Annotated in this window: 18 protein-coding genes; 1 reads left to right on the plus strand and 17 read right to left on the minus strand. The window is 59.0% G+C overall.

Translation table 11 applies throughout. From position 1 onward, the window contains the following. Positions 1-160: 160 nt before the first annotated feature. Complete coding sequence (locus tag E5K02_RS10780) at positions 161-1597, plus strand: hypothetical protein (RefSeq protein WP_135394819.1); 1437 nt, start codon at positions 161-163, stop codon at positions 1595-1597. Positions 1598-1786: 189 nt separating this feature from the next. Here the strand turns inward: E5K02_RS10780 and E5K02_RS10785 are convergent, their stop codons facing one another. The 17 genes from E5K02_RS10785 to E5K02_RS10860 all read right to left on the minus strand — a co-directional run bounded on the left by E5K02_RS10785 (position 1787) and on the right by E5K02_RS10860 (position 20258). Then, positions 1787-2404: a recombinase family protein gene (locus tag E5K02_RS10785; protein WP_135394820.1), complete on the minus strand. Its 618-nt coding sequence runs from the start codon at positions 2402-2404 to the stop codon at positions 1787-1789. Continuing rightward, the gene (locus tag E5K02_RS10790) at positions 2401-3129 is read right to left on the minus strand and encodes a hypothetical protein (RefSeq protein WP_135394821.1); all 729 of its coding nucleotides are present in this window, start codon (positions 3127-3129) and stop codon (positions 2401-2403) included. The genes E5K02_RS10785 and E5K02_RS10790 overlap by 4 nt, the downstream gene beginning before the upstream one ends. Positions 3130-3174: 45 nt before the next feature. After that, positions 3175-4794, minus strand: a complete 1620-nt coding sequence (locus E5K02_RS10795) for a GmrSD restriction endonuclease domain-containing protein (protein WP_206025949.1) — start codon at positions 4792-4794, stop codon at positions 3175-3177. Positions 4795-4960: 166 nt separating this feature from the next. Further along, a complete protein-coding gene (locus tag E5K02_RS10800; RefSeq protein WP_135394823.1) occupies positions 4961-8113 on the minus strand; it encodes a hypothetical protein in 3153 nt (1050 codons plus the stop codon). A 4-nt stretch (positions 8114-8117) separates the two neighbouring features. Beyond that, positions 8118-8294 (minus strand): hypothetical protein, encoded by a 177-nt coding sequence (locus tag E5K02_RS25540; protein WP_167856364.1) that lies wholly within the window; start codon positions 8292-8294, stop codon positions 8118-8120. A 4-nt stretch (positions 8295-8298) separates the two neighbouring features. Next, positions 8299-8748 (minus strand): hypothetical protein, encoded by a 450-nt coding sequence (locus E5K02_RS10805; RefSeq protein ID WP_135394824.1) that lies wholly within the window; start codon positions 8746-8748, stop codon positions 8299-8301. Next, entirely contained in the window at positions 8745-10211 is a 1467-nt protein-coding gene (locus tag E5K02_RS10810) for a hypothetical protein (RefSeq protein WP_135394825.1), read from the minus strand. The genes E5K02_RS10805 and E5K02_RS10810 overlap by 4 nt, the downstream gene beginning before the upstream one ends. Continuing rightward, positions 10208-12166, minus strand: coding sequence for a SprB repeat-containing protein (locus tag E5K02_RS10815; RefSeq protein ID WP_135394826.1), 1959 nt, complete (start codon positions 12164-12166; stop codon positions 10208-10210). The genes E5K02_RS10810 and E5K02_RS10815 overlap by 4 nt, the downstream gene beginning before the upstream one ends. A gap of 3 nt (positions 12167-12169) precedes the next feature. Then, entirely contained in the window at positions 12170-12724 is a 555-nt protein-coding gene (locus tag E5K02_RS10820) for a hypothetical protein (RefSeq protein ID WP_135394827.1), read from the minus strand. A 5-nt stretch (positions 12725-12729) separates the two neighbouring features. Next, complete coding sequence (locus E5K02_RS10825; RefSeq protein ID WP_135394828.1) at positions 12730-13527, minus strand: hypothetical protein; 798 nt, start codon at positions 13525-13527, stop codon at positions 12730-12732. A gap of 732 nt (positions 13528-14259) precedes the next feature. Beyond that, a complete protein-coding gene (locus E5K02_RS10830) occupies positions 14260-14877 on the minus strand; it encodes a hypothetical protein (protein WP_135394829.1) in 618 nt (205 codons plus the stop codon). A gap of 224 nt (positions 14878-15101) precedes the next feature. Next, positions 15102-15392 carry a hypothetical protein gene (locus E5K02_RS10835; RefSeq protein WP_135394830.1) on the minus strand — a complete coding sequence of 97 codons (291 nt, stop codon included), beginning with the start codon at positions 15390-15392 and terminating at the stop codon, positions 15102-15104. An 11-nt stretch (positions 15393-15403) separates the two neighbouring features. Next, positions 15404-16315, minus strand: a complete 912-nt coding sequence (locus E5K02_RS10840) for a hypothetical protein (RefSeq protein ID WP_135394831.1) — start codon at positions 16313-16315, stop codon at positions 15404-15406. Continuing rightward, a complete protein-coding gene (locus E5K02_RS10845; protein ID WP_135394832.1) occupies positions 16315-18414 on the minus strand; it encodes a hypothetical protein in 2100 nt (699 codons plus the stop codon). Before E5K02_RS10845 ends, E5K02_RS10840 begins: the two co-directional genes overlap by 1 nt. Beyond that, the gene (locus E5K02_RS10850) at positions 18414-19088 is read right to left on the minus strand and encodes a hypothetical protein (RefSeq protein WP_135394833.1); all 675 of its coding nucleotides are present in this window, start codon (positions 19086-19088) and stop codon (positions 18414-18416) included. Before E5K02_RS10850 ends, E5K02_RS10845 begins: the two co-directional genes overlap by 1 nt. Positions 19089-19152: 64 nt before the next feature. Continuing rightward, positions 19153-19683 (minus strand): hypothetical protein, encoded by a 531-nt coding sequence (locus E5K02_RS10855; RefSeq protein ID WP_135394834.1) that lies wholly within the window; start codon positions 19681-19683, stop codon positions 19153-19155. A 302-nt stretch (positions 19684-19985) separates the two neighbouring features. After that, complete coding sequence (locus tag E5K02_RS10860) at positions 19986-20258, minus strand: hypothetical protein (protein ID WP_135394835.1); 273 nt, start codon at positions 20256-20258, stop codon at positions 19986-19988. Between the last annotated feature and the right edge of the window lies 1 nt (position 20259).

Here is a 20259-nt window from a genome sequence, read left to right on the forward strand (position 1 = left end):
GACCCGCTGATTCCAGAATTGAAAATCAAGTAAGCGTGCGGCCGCTCGCCAACGCTGCCTAGCAGAGTTCATCTTGGGTGTCCACTACAGGTACTACTCTATCCTCCTTTCGCTAGAACCACCGTTTAGCTGAACGTCTAGATTTTTTCCGGAGACTCTCATGTTGGTTTTGCGCCTTTTTCGGGTGTTCCTGCTCGTTCTGGCTGCCCTTGTTGCGGCCAAGGCTCAGGAAGTGCATCCCCAAGCACCCGCGTGCTGGTTCACCGACCAGGTTTTGGCGCCACGATCTGATTGGTACCGCCCCGACTTGGCGGCCGTCCGCGTCTGCCAGGTGACGCGCACGTTTAAACGGGACGTCAGGCAGTCCCTGCAGCTGCTGGGCAACCGACATCAAGCGGCTCAACCAGGGCAATCGGTGCGGGAGGTACTGAGCTACGACACCCACGGGTACCTGGTGCGTTATAGCTACGCCTTGCGGCCCCGCAAACTCGGCCGTTCGGGGCCCGTTCTGGGCAACCAGTTCCGCTACGACGCCCAGCACCGCGTGCGCGAGATTCAGATAAACGGGACCACCGCCCTGCAGGCGGTGGCCGACCTGTTCAGTAGCAAAGCGTACGCCCGCTGGCGCAAGCCTGACGCTTCCTTTCGGGCGCGGCACCGCCTGCCGCCCTGGAACGAGTTTCGGGAATTCTTCCCTGATACCTGGCAGTTGCGGTCGATCACCTGTGACTACGACGCGGCCGGCCGGGCTCAACTGCCCCGAGCCGTGGTGGCCTTCACCAGCCACACCACCAGCAACCCCGACAGGCCGGTGGTCTGGGCCGACACCGTGCCGTTGGACCCGCGGCGGGACTGGCACTTGGCTACGCCCGACACGCTGGCCGGGGCGGCCGACACCGCGTGGCTCTACCAGCCCGGGCGGTGGTGGCAACCGCGTGTGCCCACGGCCCAGACGCCGGGGCTCCGGCTGCAGCATCTGCCCCCGAATGACCCCTATGTTGGCCGGCCCCGGCGCCCCGACTACGATTATGGCGACTACTTCACATCGGAAGCCAGTTATGGCATTACGAGCTTCTTTGGTCCCACCGGGCAGCTGCTACTGGCCCGCATGCTTGGCGACGGCACCGTCTGGCGCTACCGCTACGATGGGCAGGGCCAGCCGCAGCGCGTGGAAGCCTATTTTATGCACTTGCCCCACCGCTACGGCGACACGCTGTATTTCGGCAGCGTCCACCCTGTGGTTCCTATTCCTGACTGCGAACAGCGCCAGCGGGAGGCCCTATCCCTCCCCGACGGCGAACAGGCCGTGCGGGAATTGCTGTGGGTCCAGGAAGTGCAGTATGAGCGAAACAAACAGGGGCTGCCTTCCCGGGCCATTGTCCGTACGACCACGCCGCACTACGCCGAGGAGCTCTCTTTCGATAATATGGTAAGTTACGTACGTCCCACCGGCCACGACGGCCCCCTGGTGCTTGTAAAAAACTGGCGGCAGGTAAAGGCAATGCTGGAGCGCAGAGACCAATTCCGGGCCCGCGGTTGTGTGCCAATGAAACTTACCACGGCTGACACGCAGGTAATAATGTTTCGCTACAAGTAGATTTCACATTACAGCGGAAAGCTCCTTTTCCTGAACTGCTGCCCAAGTAGGGCTATTGGCGTGGCAAAGTAGCCCTACGGCCCAGTTTGAGTTCAAGAAACTGGTTCATTTTTCAAAGTTCATAAAACTCGGATTCGGGATGAGTTTTGTGAACTCCTCGCGCTCCAGACGTTTTTGGGTAAGGACAAGCTATTTGGCAGGGCTTTCTTCTTTCACCAGGTACTTGTGTAGCGTGCCCACCGGCACGCTGACGGCCGCGCTGATTTTGCGGACGCTCAGGCCCTCGGCCTGCAGTTCCCGGATCCGAGCGACCAGCTCCGGAGCCAGGGCCCGGCGGCCGTGCACGTAGGCCTCCCCTTTCTCAGCAGCCTTGAGCTTCTTGCGGGCCAGGCCTTGCTTCACGTTTTCGCTCAGCCGCTCACTGTAGTAGCCGGCGGCCCAGCTGAGCACCGCCTTCATGAAGTCCTTCATCGGGCCGGCCGTATTCAGCATCGGCTCACAGTAGCTCCAGAAGCTCACACCACACTGCTCCAGCTGCGAGGTGTGCTCGAACACGGCTTGGATGCCTTCCCGGCTGAAGCGGCTTAGATCCCACACGCGCACCAGGTCGAACTTGCGCTTGCCGGCGTCGGTCAGCAGTTGCTGGAAGGCCTTTCGGCTCGATTTGCGGCCCGAGTCCTGATCGACGTACTCCTTCACCACCACATCGCCGGCGGCTTCCGCTACCCGACGCAGCACCAGCAGTTGGTTTTCTGGGTCCTGATCCTTATCGAGTGTTGACACCCGGGCGTAAAGGACTACCTTCATTGAATAGGAATTCCTAGTGCAAAAGCCTCACTATATATCTCATCCTGTATCAATCTTGTGGCTATAAGGATCCTTTGTATTCTCATAAAGTTAGGTATCCAATCATTGTTCATCTTGGTTGAGCGCCCCCATATTATAATATTAGGAACACCTTCAAAGCAAATGCGTTTGAAAAGATAAAATGTATAAGTTCTATATTCTTGCGGAAATGAATTTACAACTATTCTATTATAGGCTAGGGTAAGAATAGAAGCCGCAACTACAAGTTCTGCATCCAGCTTTTGTAGTTTATCTTTTAGTTCACTAGTAGCATCAACATGATCCAAAATTCTTCGTCTATCTAAGTCCTCATCAAAGGATGCAACCTTTTCCAACAAAGAATCCAGATTATGTTTTTGAATGCCTAACTCTTGACTTGCGGCTTCAATCACTTGTTGGGTAGATTTTAAAACCACTTCGTCATTAGATCTTTTGATTTCAACTCGGATTGCTTCATTTTGATCATTATTTGCCCTAAACTGCTCTAGCAGAGAAAAGTAAACAATGATCATTCCTGCTAGATTTAGAATAGGTCCAGCTATACCACCTATTGTATCCCCTACTGTTCCTGTGTCGCCAAAAACAGTTTTAGCCTCATCGTGAAGTGAATAGACACACCAAATTGATATACCAATAAGCAAAAGACTAGCCCCTACTATTACTAATGGTAATTTTTTAATATTCATCTAGACACAGCCTCGATATTTGACAATATTTAAAATATCGTTATACTAATTCATTAATCGATTTGCTTCATTTGCTAAAAGCGTTGCTCGCTCATCAATGAAGGCATTAAAATCGTCATTAAATATCGTAGGATAACAGAATGCATGACTCAGAATCTTGAACTGAACTTCAGGCTTTGGCTCCATTTTAGCCCTGTAAACACTAGGTGCAACCCCTCCTAAGGTATTATTGTCCACGCGAGACATGAATGAGATGTTCGCTAAACAGTTAACATCATAACTGGGATTAGACAGAGTTTTTACAAAGGATTTCGGATATAGATGGTGAAACTCATTTTTATTATAGCTCTTCAATGTCGAAGCTAATGATATAGGGCTACCACTAATGAACGTCAATGGCTTTTTTTGGGCCAGAAGTAAAACGAATGTCTTCGTGAATACAGTACCCACTCGGAATTGCTCCAACTTAAACCACTCTGGTGTAGCTTGGTTATATGGAAAAATGCCAAGATTAGATGGCTCATTCGCTTTTAATTTGAGCATGCTCTCGATATCGCTTTGTATAGTCTTTGCTGGCTGACTATTATACCTCCTGTTAAAGCATGTTCGCCAGAACCAACGTATGATAGCTGACTTCTGCGTATGATTTACTCGAAGCTGGGACTCATTAGGTGTAGCAAAGAATACTGCTAGAGGTATCAGAATGGATGGTGATGGCAAATTTTCCAAGGAATAGACATGTAAATTGTTCCTCAAAAAATCTACCGCTCCCTTCAAGCCACTCTCAACCTCATTGAACCTACTTCTAACAGAAGCACCATTCAACTTCATTAATGTATCGGTTGACGCATTTCCAGCTAGTACCGCTGAACAGCATCTGATCAAGAGGTTGCTATCATCACCGACATCTTGAAAACCAAATGGTTTTAAGTCTAAAGTCAGATTCTCAAATTGTTTCTGCAGGTGAAATTCTTGGCTCCAAGTCCATGCTGTAAGAAGTTGAAGAGTATCCAAAGGTACTCCTCTGCGATTGACCCGTTCAAAGACAATTGCAACTGTTGTTTTATCGTCTGTAGTTAGTAGCTCAGCGGGTATCCTTGCCTCTGTGAACTTTGTTTGAACAGCATCAATTTGTAATGCTAAATCCTCAGGTAACCCTCTCATAGCCTTGCCAAAGCCACCTACATTGAAAAACAGCTTGAGTGGAAAGTGCCTTGGAGACTCTACTTGATCGGGTGCAAGTGCTACAAATTGAGATTCTTGAGCATCTGATTTTGCATATAGATCAAAATATATATTCATCCAATCTGAGCTATCTCGCTCGTCTTGTTGAATCTCAGTTTGAAAAACACCAAAAATTGAAGTAACACGCTGTTGGCCGTCCAATAGATAATCTATAGGATATTCCTTTTTTGGCGTAGGCAATACAAAAGGCCCCAGTTTTCGATCATAATCTAACTGCTCCCGTGTTCTCCATATTAACAGGGAGCCGATAGGGTAGCCTTTATATATACTGTCCATCAAGAAAGCAACCTTTTCTGCGTCCCACACAAACCCTCGCTGAAATGTTGGAATTCTGAGCAAACCATCTTTTACATGGCTAAGAAGTTGTCTGATGCTAAAATCATCCATAGGGGCTGCTAGTATAGAGTTGAGGGTTTTCAAATCTATGAACTTTCAACTGCCTACACTCCTCATACATGAGACTTTTCTGAGAATTCGAGGGTGTTCGTATTACCCTACCAAAAAAGGTCCCAAAAAACAGCGTTTTCGGGACCTTCCGGCGGGGTGGTTCAAGCGTTCGGAAAAGAGTTCTAATTCGAACACCTTCTTAGCCGGTGATGCCGTTATTCTGCTGCACCTCCTTGACCACGTCGAGCTCCTTGCTCAGCCCGATGGTATCCTGCACCACACGCAGCTCGCTGGCCCAGGTGTTGATGCGCTCATCCTGCCGGCGTTGGCCGTCGACCAGTTGCTGGAGCAACCCTACCACGTCGCCCGAGCCAGGCAGTTCCTCTACCGGATCCACCACACTGCCGTCGTCACTGGTGCGGCCGCCTTCAACAAAGCCCGTGTTCCGTCCCTGCAGGCGCCGGGTCTCCAGCCACTGCTCAACCTGCACCACTTTCGGATCCGACCGCATCCACTCCGGAATGACGTACTCATTCTTGTGCACTAGGCCGGCCACGGCAAAACCATCCTGATCGAGAAGCTCCCCGTTGGGCGCTATCTGCAGGCCGGCCATATCCAAGGGGCTGCCACCCCCAGCGCTGGTACGACCACCGGAGCGGAACCCCAGCACCTTAGATATCGAGGCGGCCGCGACGCCGCCGGCCAGGATGTTGGCGCCGATGGTGTAGGCTGCGCCCAGGGGCACAGTCACCGGCGGGGCATAAGCCGATATCTTGGCGCCGGTTTCGCCGTTGGCCATCATCTGCTTGGTCAGGCTGATCTGAATCTCCGAAATGGCCAGGGCCTTCTGGGCGGCCATGGCCAGTTTGCCAATAGCGGACTTCTTACCGAAGAATTCCACCAGCATGTTCACCTCCTCCGAGGCCAGCACCTTGCGCAGCTTGTTCAGGGCAGCTTCCTCTTTGGCCAGGCCCGCATCGATGCCTTTTTTCTTGCTGGCAAAGTCCGCCTGGTCGCGCAGCTTCTCGGCGTTGGCCTTCTTATACTCGGCCGTTTCTACGCCGGCTTTCTCCTTAAGCAGGGCCAGATCCCGTTCGGCGGCTGACTGTTTGACGGCAAAAATGGCAGCCTCATACAGCTCCTGGCTCAGCGTGCCATCGGCCAGCTTCAGTTCCAGCTCGGCCAACTTCTCCTGTTTCTCCGCCTCCAGTAGCACCCGCTTCTGCTCGATGCCGGCAACACGCCGCTGCTCCTCCTCAGCCGCGTACTTGGCCGATAACTCGCGCAAGGCCAAGTCCCGCTCCGCGACGATAGCTATGACTTGCTCGGTGTGGTCCAGCTCCAGACCCGTGAGCTGCTCGACTTTCTTAGTGGCGTCGTCAAAGAGCTTTTGGCGCTGCAGTTCCCGGCGCTGCATCTCATCATTCATCGCCTGCTCCCCGAGTTGGGTGAGCAGCGCATTGCGGCCGCTCATCAGGTCGCCCTCCTCTTTCACCCACTGCTTGATATCCTCCAGCCGGGCCTTGTCGGCGGCGTCCTGTAGCTTTTTGCGCTCCTTGGCCGCTTTCTCCAGCTCCTTCTGCGAAGGCCCAGCCGGTGCTCCGTCTGGAGCGGCTGTGGTGCCCCCGCCCATGCCCTCGCTTTCATTGGTCGTGGCCGAGGCCTTGCGCACGATGCGCTTGTCCTTCGAGTCGGCGTAGCCCTTGGCGAAGTTTTCCGCGGCATTGATGCCGGACTTATAAGTCAGATCGGCCACCCCATAGAAGGTGGCTCTCAGGCCGGCCTTGATTTTATTGGTATCGAGCGTGAAGATGCCCACGAGCAGGTCGCCCACGCCGCCCAGGAAGTTCCAGGCCGACAGGGCCACCTGCTTGAAGACTTCCACCAGACCGCCCACACCGCCCCGGAACACCTCACTCGTATTATAGAGGTCAATAAAGCCGTTGGCCAGCGCATTCAGGGCCACGTAGCCTGCCTTCACCGGGGCCAGCAGCAACGTGAACAGAAACGTGAGCAGCTTGACCACGAAGCCGGCCGAGTCACCTTTCTCCGATACTAGGCCCAGGCTCTCGGCAATATCCCACAGCGTGCCGACGTACTTGGCAGCCTCGTCATACAAGTCGCTGAACACCTCCACAATGGGCTCGGCTTTGTCTAGGAAGCGGCCCAGCCACTGGCTGGCCACGTCCAGGGCGGCCGACACCTTCTCGCCGACCTGCTCCTTGAACTCGCCCCAGCGCATCGAGAGCGTGGCCATGCCGCCGGCGGCTTTGCGGGCGGCCTCGGCCGAGCCGCCGAACTCCTTGTTCAGCTCGGCCAAGATCAGCTTCTGGGCCCCGGCCGTGTCGCCGGCTTTTACCATGGCTGTAATCTGCTCCTTCTGCTGCTCCGTGAAGGTCACCCCTACCCGGGTCAGGGCCGTGATGCCCTTCACCGGGTCGTTCAGGGCCTTGCCCACTTGAATGCTGGCACCCTTCAGGTCGGCCGGACCGTCGCCGGCCATCTTCTGGGCCAGGTCCTGAATGGCGGGTACGGCCTCCTCGAAAACGCCCTTTTTGATGTTGGTAAACGTGAGCAGCAGCGACGACGCCCGGTTGGTCTCGTCGTCGTCGAACAAGGTGACCTTGGCCCGGGCCTCGCCGATGCGCGTGATTTCGTCGGCCGTCAGCCCGGCCACCATCTTGGTGCTCTCCAGCGTGGCCTGCAGGTCGGCTGTGATGCGGGCACTGGCCTGGAACTCCTCGCGCGAGTCCTTCAAAAAGCCGCCCACGGTTTGGGCCACTTCCGCCAGCCCGATACCCGTGAACACGCCCAGGGCACTGGCCATGGTCTGCTTCAAGAAGCCGCCACTCTCCGTCGCGTCGCCCAGGCCCTTTTTCATGCCGTTCAGTTCCTGCTTAACGGCGCCGATGCGGTCCTGCAGGGCATGGTAGTCCTGCAGCAGCTTGGCCCGGCCCGGGTCATCCTGGGCCAGGTCGTGCAGCTGCTTCTCCAGCAGCTGGCCGGCCGATTTCATTTCGGTGAAGGTGGCCGACACGCGCTGGCCGTTGAGAATTACCTCGCGGTTTTCCTGGTTGACCTTCTCGGTGGTGGCCTGCAGCTGGCGCTGCTCCTCGGCCAGTTCCTCCGTGGTTTTGAGGATGGTGCGCTGTGCCACCCGGGCCTCGTTGATGCGGGCCGTGAGCCGCGCAAAATCATCCTGGAGCTTGGCCCGGCCCGGGTCGTCCGCACTCATTTTCGCCAACTGATTGTTCATCAGGCTGGCACCGGCGGTCATTTCCTTAATCGATGCGTTGGGCTGCACCGCATCGAGCAGGATTTTTATCTTTCGTTCTTCGCTATTCTCTGCCATGGGGTTAGCGGCCGTTCCGGCCTTGCTGCAGGGTGATAATTGTGGCAGCGACTTGCTGCACTTCCTGGGCACACGCCAGGAACTCGGGGGAATCTGCTGGCTGAGCAGCCAGATTCTTCGTCAGCACCGTCTGCTGGATCTGCAGGCTGCGGAGCGACTCGGGTTGTGGGTTCTGTCGCATGCACTTAAAAGGTAATTTCCACGGTTTCGGGCAGGGCATCGGCCACGGCGCTGATCAGGATGGTGCCGTGCAACTCGCTCATCAGCTCAGCCAGGCGCTTGGTCTGGTAGGCCAGCTCCTTCGAGTACCACTTGCGGGCCTTGCGCTCATAGCGCTTCAGCCGGCCGCGGCTGGTGCGGATTCGGTCATAGCCATCGTCGCCCTTTTTCACGCTGGCGCCCATGCCCCGGCCCACGCCCATGTCGACGAACTTGCCATACAGGGCGTAGGAAAGTTGCAGCTGCAGGCGCCCCTCGGCCGAGCCGATGACCTGCTTTTTAAAGCTGGCCAGCAGCGCGCCGGTGTCCTTGATGCGCAGCTGGCGCATGTTGGCCTGGAACCGCTCGACGGTGATGTCGAGCCAGCGCAGGGCCAGCTCCTTCTCGGAGGCCTGCAGGTTGAGGGTTTCGCTCATAACAGGGTCGTGCGATAGGTAAAGCGGGCCGTTTCCAGCCGCTTGGTGGTGGGAATGCTCAGCGAGACTTTCTGCCAGAGGAACTTGCGCATGCCCACCATCTCCTTGCGCGCCGGCGAGAGCGTGAGCAGGTCGGCCACGTCGAACTGCATCACCCGCTCCGACGTGCCAGCGCTATCCAGGAAGGTGAGCCAGGGCTTGTGATGCCGCTCGTAGAGACCCTTAGGGCCAGCCCAGTGCAGCGTGTCGGTACCGATGCTGCTGCCCAGCCAGGTCTGGGCCCCGCTGGTGGCCAGCGGGTACAGGGCCCCGGTGGAGTCGGGCTGCAGGCCGCGGTCAAAGAGCAGGGCCAGGCCGGCCCGGCTGTCGTCGCCGAGTTCGAACACGTGCGCGGCACCCTTAGCCGACACCGCCGGCGTGAGCCACTGGCGGGCGTCGGGCTCCAGCAGGTCCTTGGCCCGGACCATGTGCAGCGTGCCGGCATTGCAGTCGATGACCGTTTTACCGGCGCCGACCTTGAACTGGCTCCAGCTCGTGTCCAGGGTTTTGTTCAGCTCGTCGTCGAGCAGCTGCAACTGCAGGGTAAAGCCCAGCTGCTCGGCCGGCGTGTTGCGGGCCGCGCCGCCGGTCCGCTCGATGTAGGCCTGGTCGGCCACCACGTCCTTCAGGCGGGTAATGAGCAGCTCGTTGCGCACCGGGTTGAAGTCGTAGCCCAGGCCCAGCACTTTCTGTAGGGCAATCAGGAACTCACCCGGGCCCATGTCAGGCACGTGGCGGTTGAGCTGGAGCAGGCCATCGGCCGAGGGCTGAGCCACCCGGTCGGAGTAGACGACCAGCTTCTGGGCTTCTGGATCCTCCAACCAGGAGCCGCTCACGGTGTAGCCCAGCGCGGCCAGCACGCGCCGCAGCAAGGGAATCAGCCGCGGAAACGGGGTCAGAAAGTGCTCATTCGGGCTACTGACGGCGCTATACTCCCCGTTTGTATAGTAGTTCAGGTAGCCCTTATAGCCCGGATTCTTGTCGCCAAAGAAGGCCGTGTTCTGCACCACGGGCAGGGCATAGTCGGCCGCGGTGGGCGTCACCGTCCAGGGCACCCAGCCCAGGTCCATGGTGGCCAGCGACAAGCCGTCGATTTTGGTCTGCAGGTCCGTGGCATCAGCCACGAAGTGGTATTGCAGAGTTTGCTTTTCCTCGTCGAAGTCGCGGTACACCAGGCTGCCCAGGCGCCAGAGCAGGTTTTCAATAATGAACCGCACCGGCTCGGGCGCGGGCTTCTGCCCCTGCTCCGCCCGCAGGTGCGGGAAGTTCAGCTTCACGGCGTTGTTGTCCGTCAGCGGGATCGAGAACGGGTAAGTCGTCGTGCCCGGCACTGAGTCGAAGCTGAAGTACGGATTAGCCAGCTCGATATTAATGCTGCCGGCGGTCAGGTCCAGACCGCCGGCACGGGTTTTCAGCCGGATCATAGCGCGCCACTCTCTGGGCCCACGGGCAGCACCGGCTGATTGGCCGGTACCGGGGGCAGGTACGGGGTGAAGAAACTCTCCCGGGGCAGGTAGAACTCCAGATCCAGGGTCTGGATGGCTTTGCCCTCACTGACGATGGGCACCTGCTTGGTTTTCAGAAAGCCCGGCACCCAGCGCAGGCCGTTGCGCAGCAGCACGCGCCGGCTGAGCAGCAAGTCCTGCAGTCCGTACATCGTGACCCGGGTCAGGTGCTTGCCGCTGGCCAGCTTGAGCACGGGGCGCAGCTGCCGCTCCTGCACGGCTGTGTCGCCGCGCAGGGGGTCGTAGTCCAGGGCCAGGTCCAGCTGGGCTTCTTCCCCAGTGACCTCGGCTTCCTGATCGGCCTCGCCCGTGGCCACATAAGTGTTCATGCCGCCCAGCGAGTTGGCGTAGAGCAGGTACCGACGCTGAGCTACGGGCCGCCGATCCAGCACGTAGTGCCGTTTTTCACTTAATAGCACGCCGTCCTCGTCGACAACGGATACTTCCCAGCTGACGACCTGCTTGGCGGCCCGGTCCGAAAGTCCCAGCTGCTGAAAGCCGGCGGGGATGCAGTAGATTTCAAACAGGCCGGCGCCGAAGACGGTGTCGAGCAGGAAGGCCTCCTGGCTGCCGTCACTGAAGGTTACCGCCACCCGCGGCGCAAAGCTGGTCACCTGCAGCGAGGGCACCAGGTAGTAGAGAAACTCGGGCTGGTCGGCGGCGGCCGGCTTAGGGTTTACCTCCCAGGTCAGGAAGGGTTTGGCCTCTGTGAAGTAGTTAAACCAGGTGCGGGTCTGCTGCTCGTGGAAGTTCAGTCCCCCCAGGGCCACGTAGTTCTGCACCAGGCTGGTCGTGCCGCTGCGCACGGGCGGGGTGCCGTACACCTCGGCGTGCTTGAGGTAGAAGCGCTTGAACAGGCCATCGGCCCGGGTAATGGCGGTTTGCCCCACGGCCGGCACGTGGTGCTGTAGGAAGCGGGCCAGCAGCTGCTGCACCTGGAAGGTGGTGCGACCGTGGCGGTCGGCCGGCTGCTCCAGCGTGCTGCCAACCTGCACGAACACGTCGCTGCCGTACTCCAGCTCGATCCAGACCTCACAGATAAAGCTCAGGTTGGGCTTGGTCGAGGGGTCGGCCCGGTAGTCGTCGCCGGCATCGAGCGGCAGCGTGATGGGGTTGCCCGACCAGAAGAAGTTGTTCTCGATGACCTCGAAGACCACTGTTTCGGCCTGACAAAGCTGGGCGTCGGTCACCACGCAGGCGTAGGAACCAGTGCCCAGCTTGGTACGCCCGGGCGTGGTGGGACCGTCGTCCCACAGGAAGCTATAGGGCGGCACGCCGCCGGAGACCTCCAGCATGACCGAGTCGGGCGTTTTCTTAAGCAGCACCTGCAGCTGGGGGCTCTGCTTGACCTCTACTTCTACCTCGACCTGGGTGAAGTTAGCGTCGCGCACGGTTACCCTATAGATGCCCGCCTTGATGCCGGCCCGGTCCTTGGTAATGGGACCATCGGCCCACTCGTAGCTCCACACGCCGGTGCCGCCGGCCGGCGTGACCACGATGCTGCCATCGGCAAAGCCGAAGCATGTGGCCGACGTGGCCACGGCCGTGGCCTGGAGCACGACTTCGGTAATGGTAAAGCCCCCTTCCCCATCGTGGTAGTAGCCGGACCAGATCGCGCCGGCAAACTCGGAGTAGAAGGGCACGTTCAGGGGCCAGCTGACGTCCACCGGGTCTGGGTCGTTGTTTCCCAGGTTCTGCCGGTAGGTATTACGCCCGACGTCAGGCCCGCTGGCGTTGGTGAAGGTGACTTTCCTGGTGGCCGTATCGAATTCGTAGCGCTCGGCCTCGTAGAGGTTGCCGTAGTCCTGGGGCGTATCCGGGTCCTGGAAGACGCCGGCGCCGAACCACTTTAGTTTTAGCAGTTTAATAGCCATGGGTTAAGCCGTAAAAGCGTCGGGGTTGTAAGTCAGCGCGGCCGAAGCCGGCGTGGTGAATTGAAAGTCCAGGCGGGTGCCGTACCAGGTGCCGTCGCCCAGCGGGCCGATGGACTCGCCGCCCAGGCTGCCCGGGGTGATGCGCACCTTCACCTGGCCCTGCAGGGCGTGCTCAATAGCACCCATCAGCTCCTCGGCCGTCTGCTCGGTGGCGTCCAGGGCCTGCTCGATGGCGTCGTGGTCGGTAGCGCTGGGCACCTGCACTAGCACCAGGAAGGCGCCGAAGCGCACCCGCTGCCGGTTGTCGCCGCCGTTATCGAGGTAGTCGGTGACCAGCGACTCGGCCACGAGCACCTGGCTGCCCACCGGAATTCGGGACTTGCTGGGGCGGCCGGTGATTTTGCTGATCAGCTCGTGCATGTCGACCTGGCGCATGGTCGGGTCCTGGGAGACGACAATGCGCACGAAGCGGGGCAAGGCCTCGGTATGCTGAATCTTTTTGTGGGTGGTGGCCAGCGTGCGCAGCAGGCCGATGTAGTGCGAGTGACGGAGAAGCATACTTCTTAGCGTTTGGAGTTCTTGAGGGCTTTTTGGTAGTCGCGGGCCGCGTCCTGCATCTCGGCCAGCAGCGTGCGCACGTGCTGGCGGGCGGTTTGCTCGAGCGTACCGAAGGCGCCACCACTGAGCTTGCGTAGCACCCGGCCCCAGTCGCCCCCATCCTGGCGGGCGCCGGCTTCCTGCTGCTGCACGTCGAAGACTTCCGGGAATTCCTGCTCGAGCTGGGCCCGGCAGCCGCGGTACCAGGTGGTGATGGCCAGCTTTTGGTCGTCGGGCAGGTGCTGGAGCTTGGCGGCGAAGTACTCCAGGCGGTGCTCATTGAAGGGCTGGCGCTGGTCGCCCTGCCAGCGGGGGTCGCTGGGGCTCAGCCCGGGCACCACGGGCCGGTACAAGGTGGCCAGGAACAAGTGCAGGGCCTGCGCGGAGCGGCCCGTGGCCCAGGCCCGGAAGTAGGTGTCGGCGAAAATGAACTCACCAAAGAGCACGTTGCCCAGCACGCTGCGCGGGCCGGCGTACTTGTTGACGCCAACCTTGAGCACCGGCAGCAGCTGCTGAGTTAGCCACTGCTCCTCGTCGAAGACAAAATCGGTGACGCTATAGAGCTGCACGCACTGCACGGCCGGCAGCTGCAGCAGCTGGGCCAGCGACACGCCGCTGAGCACACTGAGCAGGCACAGCGGCCGCGGCAGCTGGCCTTCTGGTCCGTAGAGAATTCGTACCACGGCCAGTAACTGGGGCCGGGTGAGTTCGTTCCAGGTAGTGGGCACTCGGTAGCTTGTGCCCCAGATCTGTAGAGTAGTCATGCAGCAAAACTGCCACCGCCTACCTCGGGCAAAAAGGACACAAAAAAGCCCCACCGTTGCGGGTGGGGCTTACCTAAGATTCCTGTAGCGCGAACAGTTCACGAAACTCATCGACAATTTGAGTTTCGTGAACTTTGAAAAGTGAACCAGTTTCTTAAACTCAATCTGGGCTGTAGCGCTACTTTGCCGCTCTAATAGGTACACCTGGGTGGCGGTTCAGAAAAACGAGCGTTATTTAGGCTTATGCTTCACACTAGCTTTGCCTGCTAAGGACTTACCGTGAAAAATGACTATTTCAGCAACTGCCTGGCGGATTATTGGGGCTCTCCTGCTAGGCCTAGTAGCAGGATTTGGCCTAGCGACCTACCGGCAAGGAGCACCTACCGGCACCGTAAGAGAAATCCCTGAAAGGGGCAGCGTAGAGTATGAGGCCACCTATACCAATGCAGTCATCTTTCGCCATAAGCTGCGGCAAGAGCCTCGTCTGGACTCCCTTTTCGCACGAGAGCCTTTTTTCGCGAACGCTATCTGCATCCTGCGGCAGGATTCTATGGGTATAGAAGCGTTAGCCATTCCGCGCTTCGGGACAAACGAAAATTATTATCTCATCCGAGGGGATTCCATTACCCAACTATGGGTACGCCCCCGAAAAATTCGCTAGGATTACCCTGTCGCATAAATCCGCATTGTGTTCATTAAAACGGTCCGAATAGTGAAAGGAAGAGATATTGATTACCACTTCAAGTCCTTCACCTCGTGCAATAGGTTCAAGGCCGGTTGCAATACGACGCTGTCCGCCGGTAGTAAAAAGGGCACTCCTTCCCTGGTGCGGGCCCCGGCCAGGGGTTCCAAGGATGGACCAGGCGGATGGGGCACCTGCACATCAGCAAATTCGCCCGCTAAGCTGCAGGTGGTGACGGCGCCTTGCTTTACCCAGAGCATCTCCTGCCGGACCGCGGAACGATAGTCCAGGCACAGGGTGGTAAAGTGCCCAGAAGGGATGGGTACAAGCTTTCCCAGGGCTGAACTGGAAAAGTCGGTACTATCCACCTGCCCTGGTCGCCGGTAGGTGTAGACCGTAAACCGGTCTGGGCCGCGCTGCATGATGCGTAGGCAACGGCTCTGGTTGGGGCGTCCTGACACAGTCACCATGTAGAGCAGCGCATACGGGGCGCCCAGGTGCTGGGTAAAGTCCTGCACGGCTGCATAGGCGGCTGACGTGGTGTCTGCCGCGGCGTACTCGATGGGCTCCTTTTCCCACATCACATGGCACGTGGACGCCGCCGGAACCGAAACGCGCTGGGTGGTGCACGCACCTAGTGCAGCTAGTAGGAAGAAAGAAGCACGCATAAGGCCGGAAGATACACCCCCTCACTTACAGTTAGCCACCTGCGCACCGTTCACTGAAAGGGTCGTTTTCGTTAAAAAGAGCGATGGGGGACACTACCTCCCAGTATGCGGAGGGCAGCCAGGGCTATGCTTTTATTCCTCGTTTCGAGGCTCGTACTTATCCAGCTCTAACTCCAGGGCTGACATTACTTGGAGCAGTTGGTGCTCCAACGTACTCAGGGGCGTCAGCGGAAATAGGTTGTAGGCACGTAGGCATCCACGACGGTGTTGTTGTCCGCCACCAAGTCGGCGTTGTAGGACATAAAGCCTAATCCGGTCAGGGGCTGACCAAAACCGTCCCCATCGGCCGCGTGCAGCGTCACGTTGACCGTGATCCGGGCCTCACAGCGGCCATTGAGGTCCTGCAAGTGATTGAAAGACACAAAGCGGGCTTTTTGCTTGATACGCGTGTCGCCGGAAATGCGGTCGGATACGGGCATCTCAATGATGGGTACTTCAGGTTTCAGTAAAGGCATGGTGCGCAAGTTTAAATGCCGGTATAGCCATACCCGGCGCGGATGAATGCTTCTATTTCCTGTTCGTGGGTTTCCGACAGCTCGGCCGTGAAGGCCCCAGCCACATTGACAAATGAATTATTGTCGAGGCGGTAGCTGGCAATGTCCGAACGCCCACCGATAGCCAGGTAAGAACTAGGGAAGTTGCCAGTGCTCCTACCGTTGAAGGGATACACCGTGCTTAGCGTCCCATTCACGCGCTGACGCACTTGTTGGCTGGTGCGGTTGCGGTTGGCCGAGGAGCTAATCAGGTATGGCACACCCTGAGGCCGAGCGTCGTAGACCAGACACGCATTGCCGCTATCGAGCTGCTGAATGCCCGATATCAAGTCACCTTCCCGCAGCGTGGTTATCGTGCCATTGATGGCGTAGTTATTCGAGTGCTCAACGATAAAGCCATAGGTCTGATTAACCTGGCTCAGGGTAAACCAATGCACGTTGTTGGAACCACTCAAATCGACTTCCTGACGGCTCAATTCGCCGGAACGGTAGCGGATTTCAGGCCGCGAATTCAGCCCTGAGCTAACCCAGAGCGGGGCCGGGCCTTGGCTGCCGACGGGGGGGACGTGCGACACGTAGTCCCAGCCGGTCATATTGGTCCTGTTCTGCACACAATAGAGCTTCACCACTACGCCGCCTACGACTTTGATGCCCATCAGCGCGTCGTACCAGGTGGCGCACTTGGCATACAGCCCGCGCGGCACCGTGAGCCGGAACCAGCCCCGCGTGTAGGTCGGGTCGATGATGGTTCCCCCATCGGCTTCAACGCGCTGGCGGTAGGCCTCATATTCAGTGTCTCCGGCAACGGTAACTGGAGGTGGAGGTGGAGGCCCAGCCGATAGCGCTGCCAGCAGCGTGCGCCGATATAAACTATGCGCGGCCATTATGCGACGCCTCCTTTCAGAATCCAGGTATTGGCCGCCACCTTGCGCAGGCCCACCGAGGCATACTGGCCGGCCGTTTTCAGCCCCCCGTAGCCGTTGAGCGTTACGCCAGCTCCGGCGGCCACCGTGACCTGCCCAGCTCCCTGCTGCTCGATTTCGAGCACGGTGCCGACTGGAAAGTTTGCGGCCGCATCCGTCGGTACCCATACAGTTACAGCTGCACCAGCATTCACCGGCACAATGTTGCCGGCATCCGCCAGGTCCAACGTATAGTCGGCCGCCTTCAGCGTGCTTTGGGCAATGGTCGTGCGCACGGTGGCCACCTTGCCATCGACCTGCACCTTGGTGTAGTAGTCGCTCAGGTCCACGGGCTCGCCACTGTCGCCGTTCTGATTCACCACGACGATATCGGCCGAAATAGCGCCCAGGCACTTGCCGCCATTGCGCAGCATCACCGTGCCGCCCGAGCCGACGATGTTGCCCACCAGCGTGCCCTTGTCCAGGATCAGCGTGCCGCCGCTGAGCTGGGCCCCGGCGGTATTGGAGAGCGTGTTGTCGTAGGTGCCGTTGGCCAGCGTCACTTCGCCGGCCGTGAGCACCACCACGTAGCCAGCGGCATAGGAAGGGCCCGTGTAGCGGCTGCCGCCCTCAATCCGGATCTTGGCCGCGGCCCCGCTGCAGTCCACCAGCCGGTGAAAGGCCTGCAGGATTTCCGTGTCGGCCTTGATCAGCACGTCGGCCGTACCAGCTACGTCAAAGCCAACGGAGCCACCCAGTCGCACCGGGCCGGCCAGGTGCCGGAACACCCCGCCCCGGCTGTAGAGCATGGTTTGCGAGGAACCATTACCCCGCAGCTTGCCCCGGTGGGTCAGCGTGCCGTTGGTCTGATATACAGCATTGCCAAAGTCCGGAAACAGGTCTTTCTCGACGATGATGTCGGAATCTACCCCGGTAACCGAAATAGCCCCGCCCCCATAGCGGCCCTCGGGACTGTTACCGACCACCTTGCAGGTAATGACCTTATTGCCGTTATCGGTGAGCAGGTTCCAGTTCACCATCAGTCCCTTGGTGGCGTAGGTTACGCCCCCGCGCAGCACCAGCGTGGGCACCTGACCCGTGCCGACGGCCTCTACCGTATCCCCGTAATCGGCCTCCTCGTTGGCCAGCTCCACGCTGGTGTAGGACACCGCGGGCTCCAGCGGCCGGATGCGCCGGGCCTGGGTGTTCGACACCTCCCCTATGGGATCCGGGACAAACTGGTCGTTATACAGATCGAAGGTGCCCCGGTCCCAGGTGCCGTAGTCGGCATTGAACTGCCGGGCGTTCTTCAAATCGAGCCGGGCCCCGTCCAAGGCCTCGAGGCGCACTACGGGCATAGCCCCGGTCGGGTCATACTTGAAATACACCCGGCCCGGGCCAAAGGCTTCCTCACCCTGCAGCTGATACAGCTGCGCCCAGGTCACGTTGCTGTAAAGCGGCGAGGGCGAGAGCCCGCCCACCAGGCGCCAGTTCGCGTCGTTGTCCAGGCCGCTGATCGGGGCCGGGATGGTGCCGCCGGCCGGCTTGACCAGCTGCAGTTTGGGCTCGTAGAAATCGACGTAGCCGTTCAGGCTGAACTTCACCGTTTCACCCAGCTCGTACTTGGCCCGGTTCGGGTCGAAGTACGACACGTTGGGCAGCGCAGCCTCCTTGCTGTCGGCCAGCACCCACTTCACGGCGTTGATGCCCAGGTTGATGATCGGGTCGGCCGGCAGCAGCAGGCGGTCCGGATCATCACTGCTGGCCGTGACGAGCACGTAGTTCTTGATGCCGACCACCTTGCCGGCATCATCCTCCTCGCCGGTCACGGCGTTAAGTACGGTGCAGGGCGTGCCGATGGTGAGCACGCTCAGGGGCAGGGCAGCCCGGAAGTCCAGGTCGCGCACGATTTTCAGGGAGCCGCGCACCTTGTTGGTGTGCAGGTCGCGCAGGAACACGAAGGAGTCCTTGATATCAGCCGAGAATTCGCGCAGGTCGGCCTCGTCAATCTCGAACGTGTCGTTGTCGGCAAAGCGGTCCTTCCACTTGTTGAGAAAGGCGTCGGGCGTCAGAAGGGCCATCAGGCAATGGTGTAGGTAAGTTTGAAACCGGATTTGAGCACCACCGTCTTGCCGGCGGCCACGGTGGCCAGCAGCCGGCCGCCGGCCGTGCGCAGCTGCACCGAGCCATTGCCACCCTGCTGCAGCACCACGGCGTACTGCAGGCCGCGGCCGCACACGGTCCAGGTACCGCGGTAGGGCCGGGCCCGGCGGGCCGTTTCGCCCTGCAGGGTCCAGTCGAAGCCGTTGCGCGAGCCGAAGGGCTCAGCCCCACTGTCGAACACGTCGGCGAAAGTCAGCGGGTGCTCCGGCGTACCCACCAGCTGCACCTGCCCGTTCTGGTCGCGGTAGAGGCACACGAGCTTGCGGCCCTCCAGCGTCTCCAGGCCGCCGGCCAGGCCCTCGGTGTGTCGAGCCAGCGCCCCGGTGAGCTTGTGCACCCAGATGGAGCCGTGCTTGCCCAGGTCTTTGCCGCTTTGCTTGTAGCGCACCGAGCGGCGCACGCTCACGAGCTGGTACCATACCGTGCCTTGCTTCATGGCCAAGTCCTGCTCGATGAGCAGCGGCCCCAGGTCCGACCAGTTCAGGATGTTGCCGGCCTCCGTGTACCAGGCCGACTCGATGCCGGCGACGTTTTCGTCGACCACCTGGTCGATGTTGCGCAGACCGAACGGATCAGAGGTGATTTCAGGCACTGGACAAATGGTAAAAAATTCTGGACAAACGCTTTAGTGAAATGGACAAACGCTTGAGCGATTGTTAGAGGCTCACGTGGAGCGGTGCCGCGGCCGACAGGTGGGTGGTGGCCACCATCGTCGTGAGTTTCTTCTGCAGGTCCTTAAGTGCCTTGCGGGGAGTCACGGCCGCGGCCTTTTTTTTTGACGCCTTGCGCTCCTCGACAAAGCGCTGGTAGCTCTTGAGCAGGGTATCATAGGCAATGTCACTTTCCTCGAAGCCATACTTGCGCATGAAGCACTCGATGGAGTACTTGACCTGATTGCCGTGGTCGGTCATCAGGTCAACGTAGCAGTGCAGATCCAGCTTGATCAGGCTATGCACGAAGTTGTTAAATTGATACACGGTCTTGCCCGTGAGGTTTTTCAACCCAAACTGCTGGGGGCTGTAGCTGCCGTAGTGCACGGCGAAGCGGCCCGTGTACTTGGCCACTACCTCGTCCTTACGGCTGTCGGATACAGGCCGGCGCAGCAGGTTGAACAGCATCAGGCCGTAGGGGTCACTCTCCGATAAGCTGTACTCCTCACCGAGGAAGAACTGCAGATATTTTAACACATGCGGTTTAACGGGAATCTGGAGGCTTTTCACAGGATCGGAGGATTAGAGTAAGCAAACGTAGCGCGTGCGCACACCGGCCCAAAGGACTCCAGGCCAGCTACCCAAACGGGTACTGGAGGGGGTATTTGTCTCTTCATAGATCTTAGAATTATACAGTGTTCGCAGCCGAACAATATAGCCAATCTCCAACGCTATGCCAAAGGTTCAAATTGGTGTTTACAGCAGCGCCCGCGAACAAAAACAGCCGCATGCTGAGCCAGCATGAGGCTATATATTTTTAGCATCAGAGTACAACTATCCTACTGCCAGATGGCTGAGCGTTTTTCGCCACGGGCAATCCGCTGCAGCACCTCTGCACCCAGGGCTTCCAGGTTGGTCACATGGGCTCCGAGCTTCTCCCGGGCCAGGTAGTAAGCCAGCGCCGGCGCCGTGCGCAGGAAGGGGTTGAGTTGGCGGCCCTGCTCGGTGAGCACCGCCCAGCCCTCCTCGTCGCTCAGGTGCTCGAGCAGCAGCGGGCCACTGGTGCTGGGCTGCAGCTGCCGGCGCGGATCCTGGCCAGCGGAGGTGGGCATT

Source organism: Hymenobacter metallicola (genome assembly GCF_004745645.1).
GTDB lineage: Bacteria > Bacteroidota > Bacteroidia > Cytophagales > Hymenobacteraceae > Hymenobacter > Hymenobacter metallicola.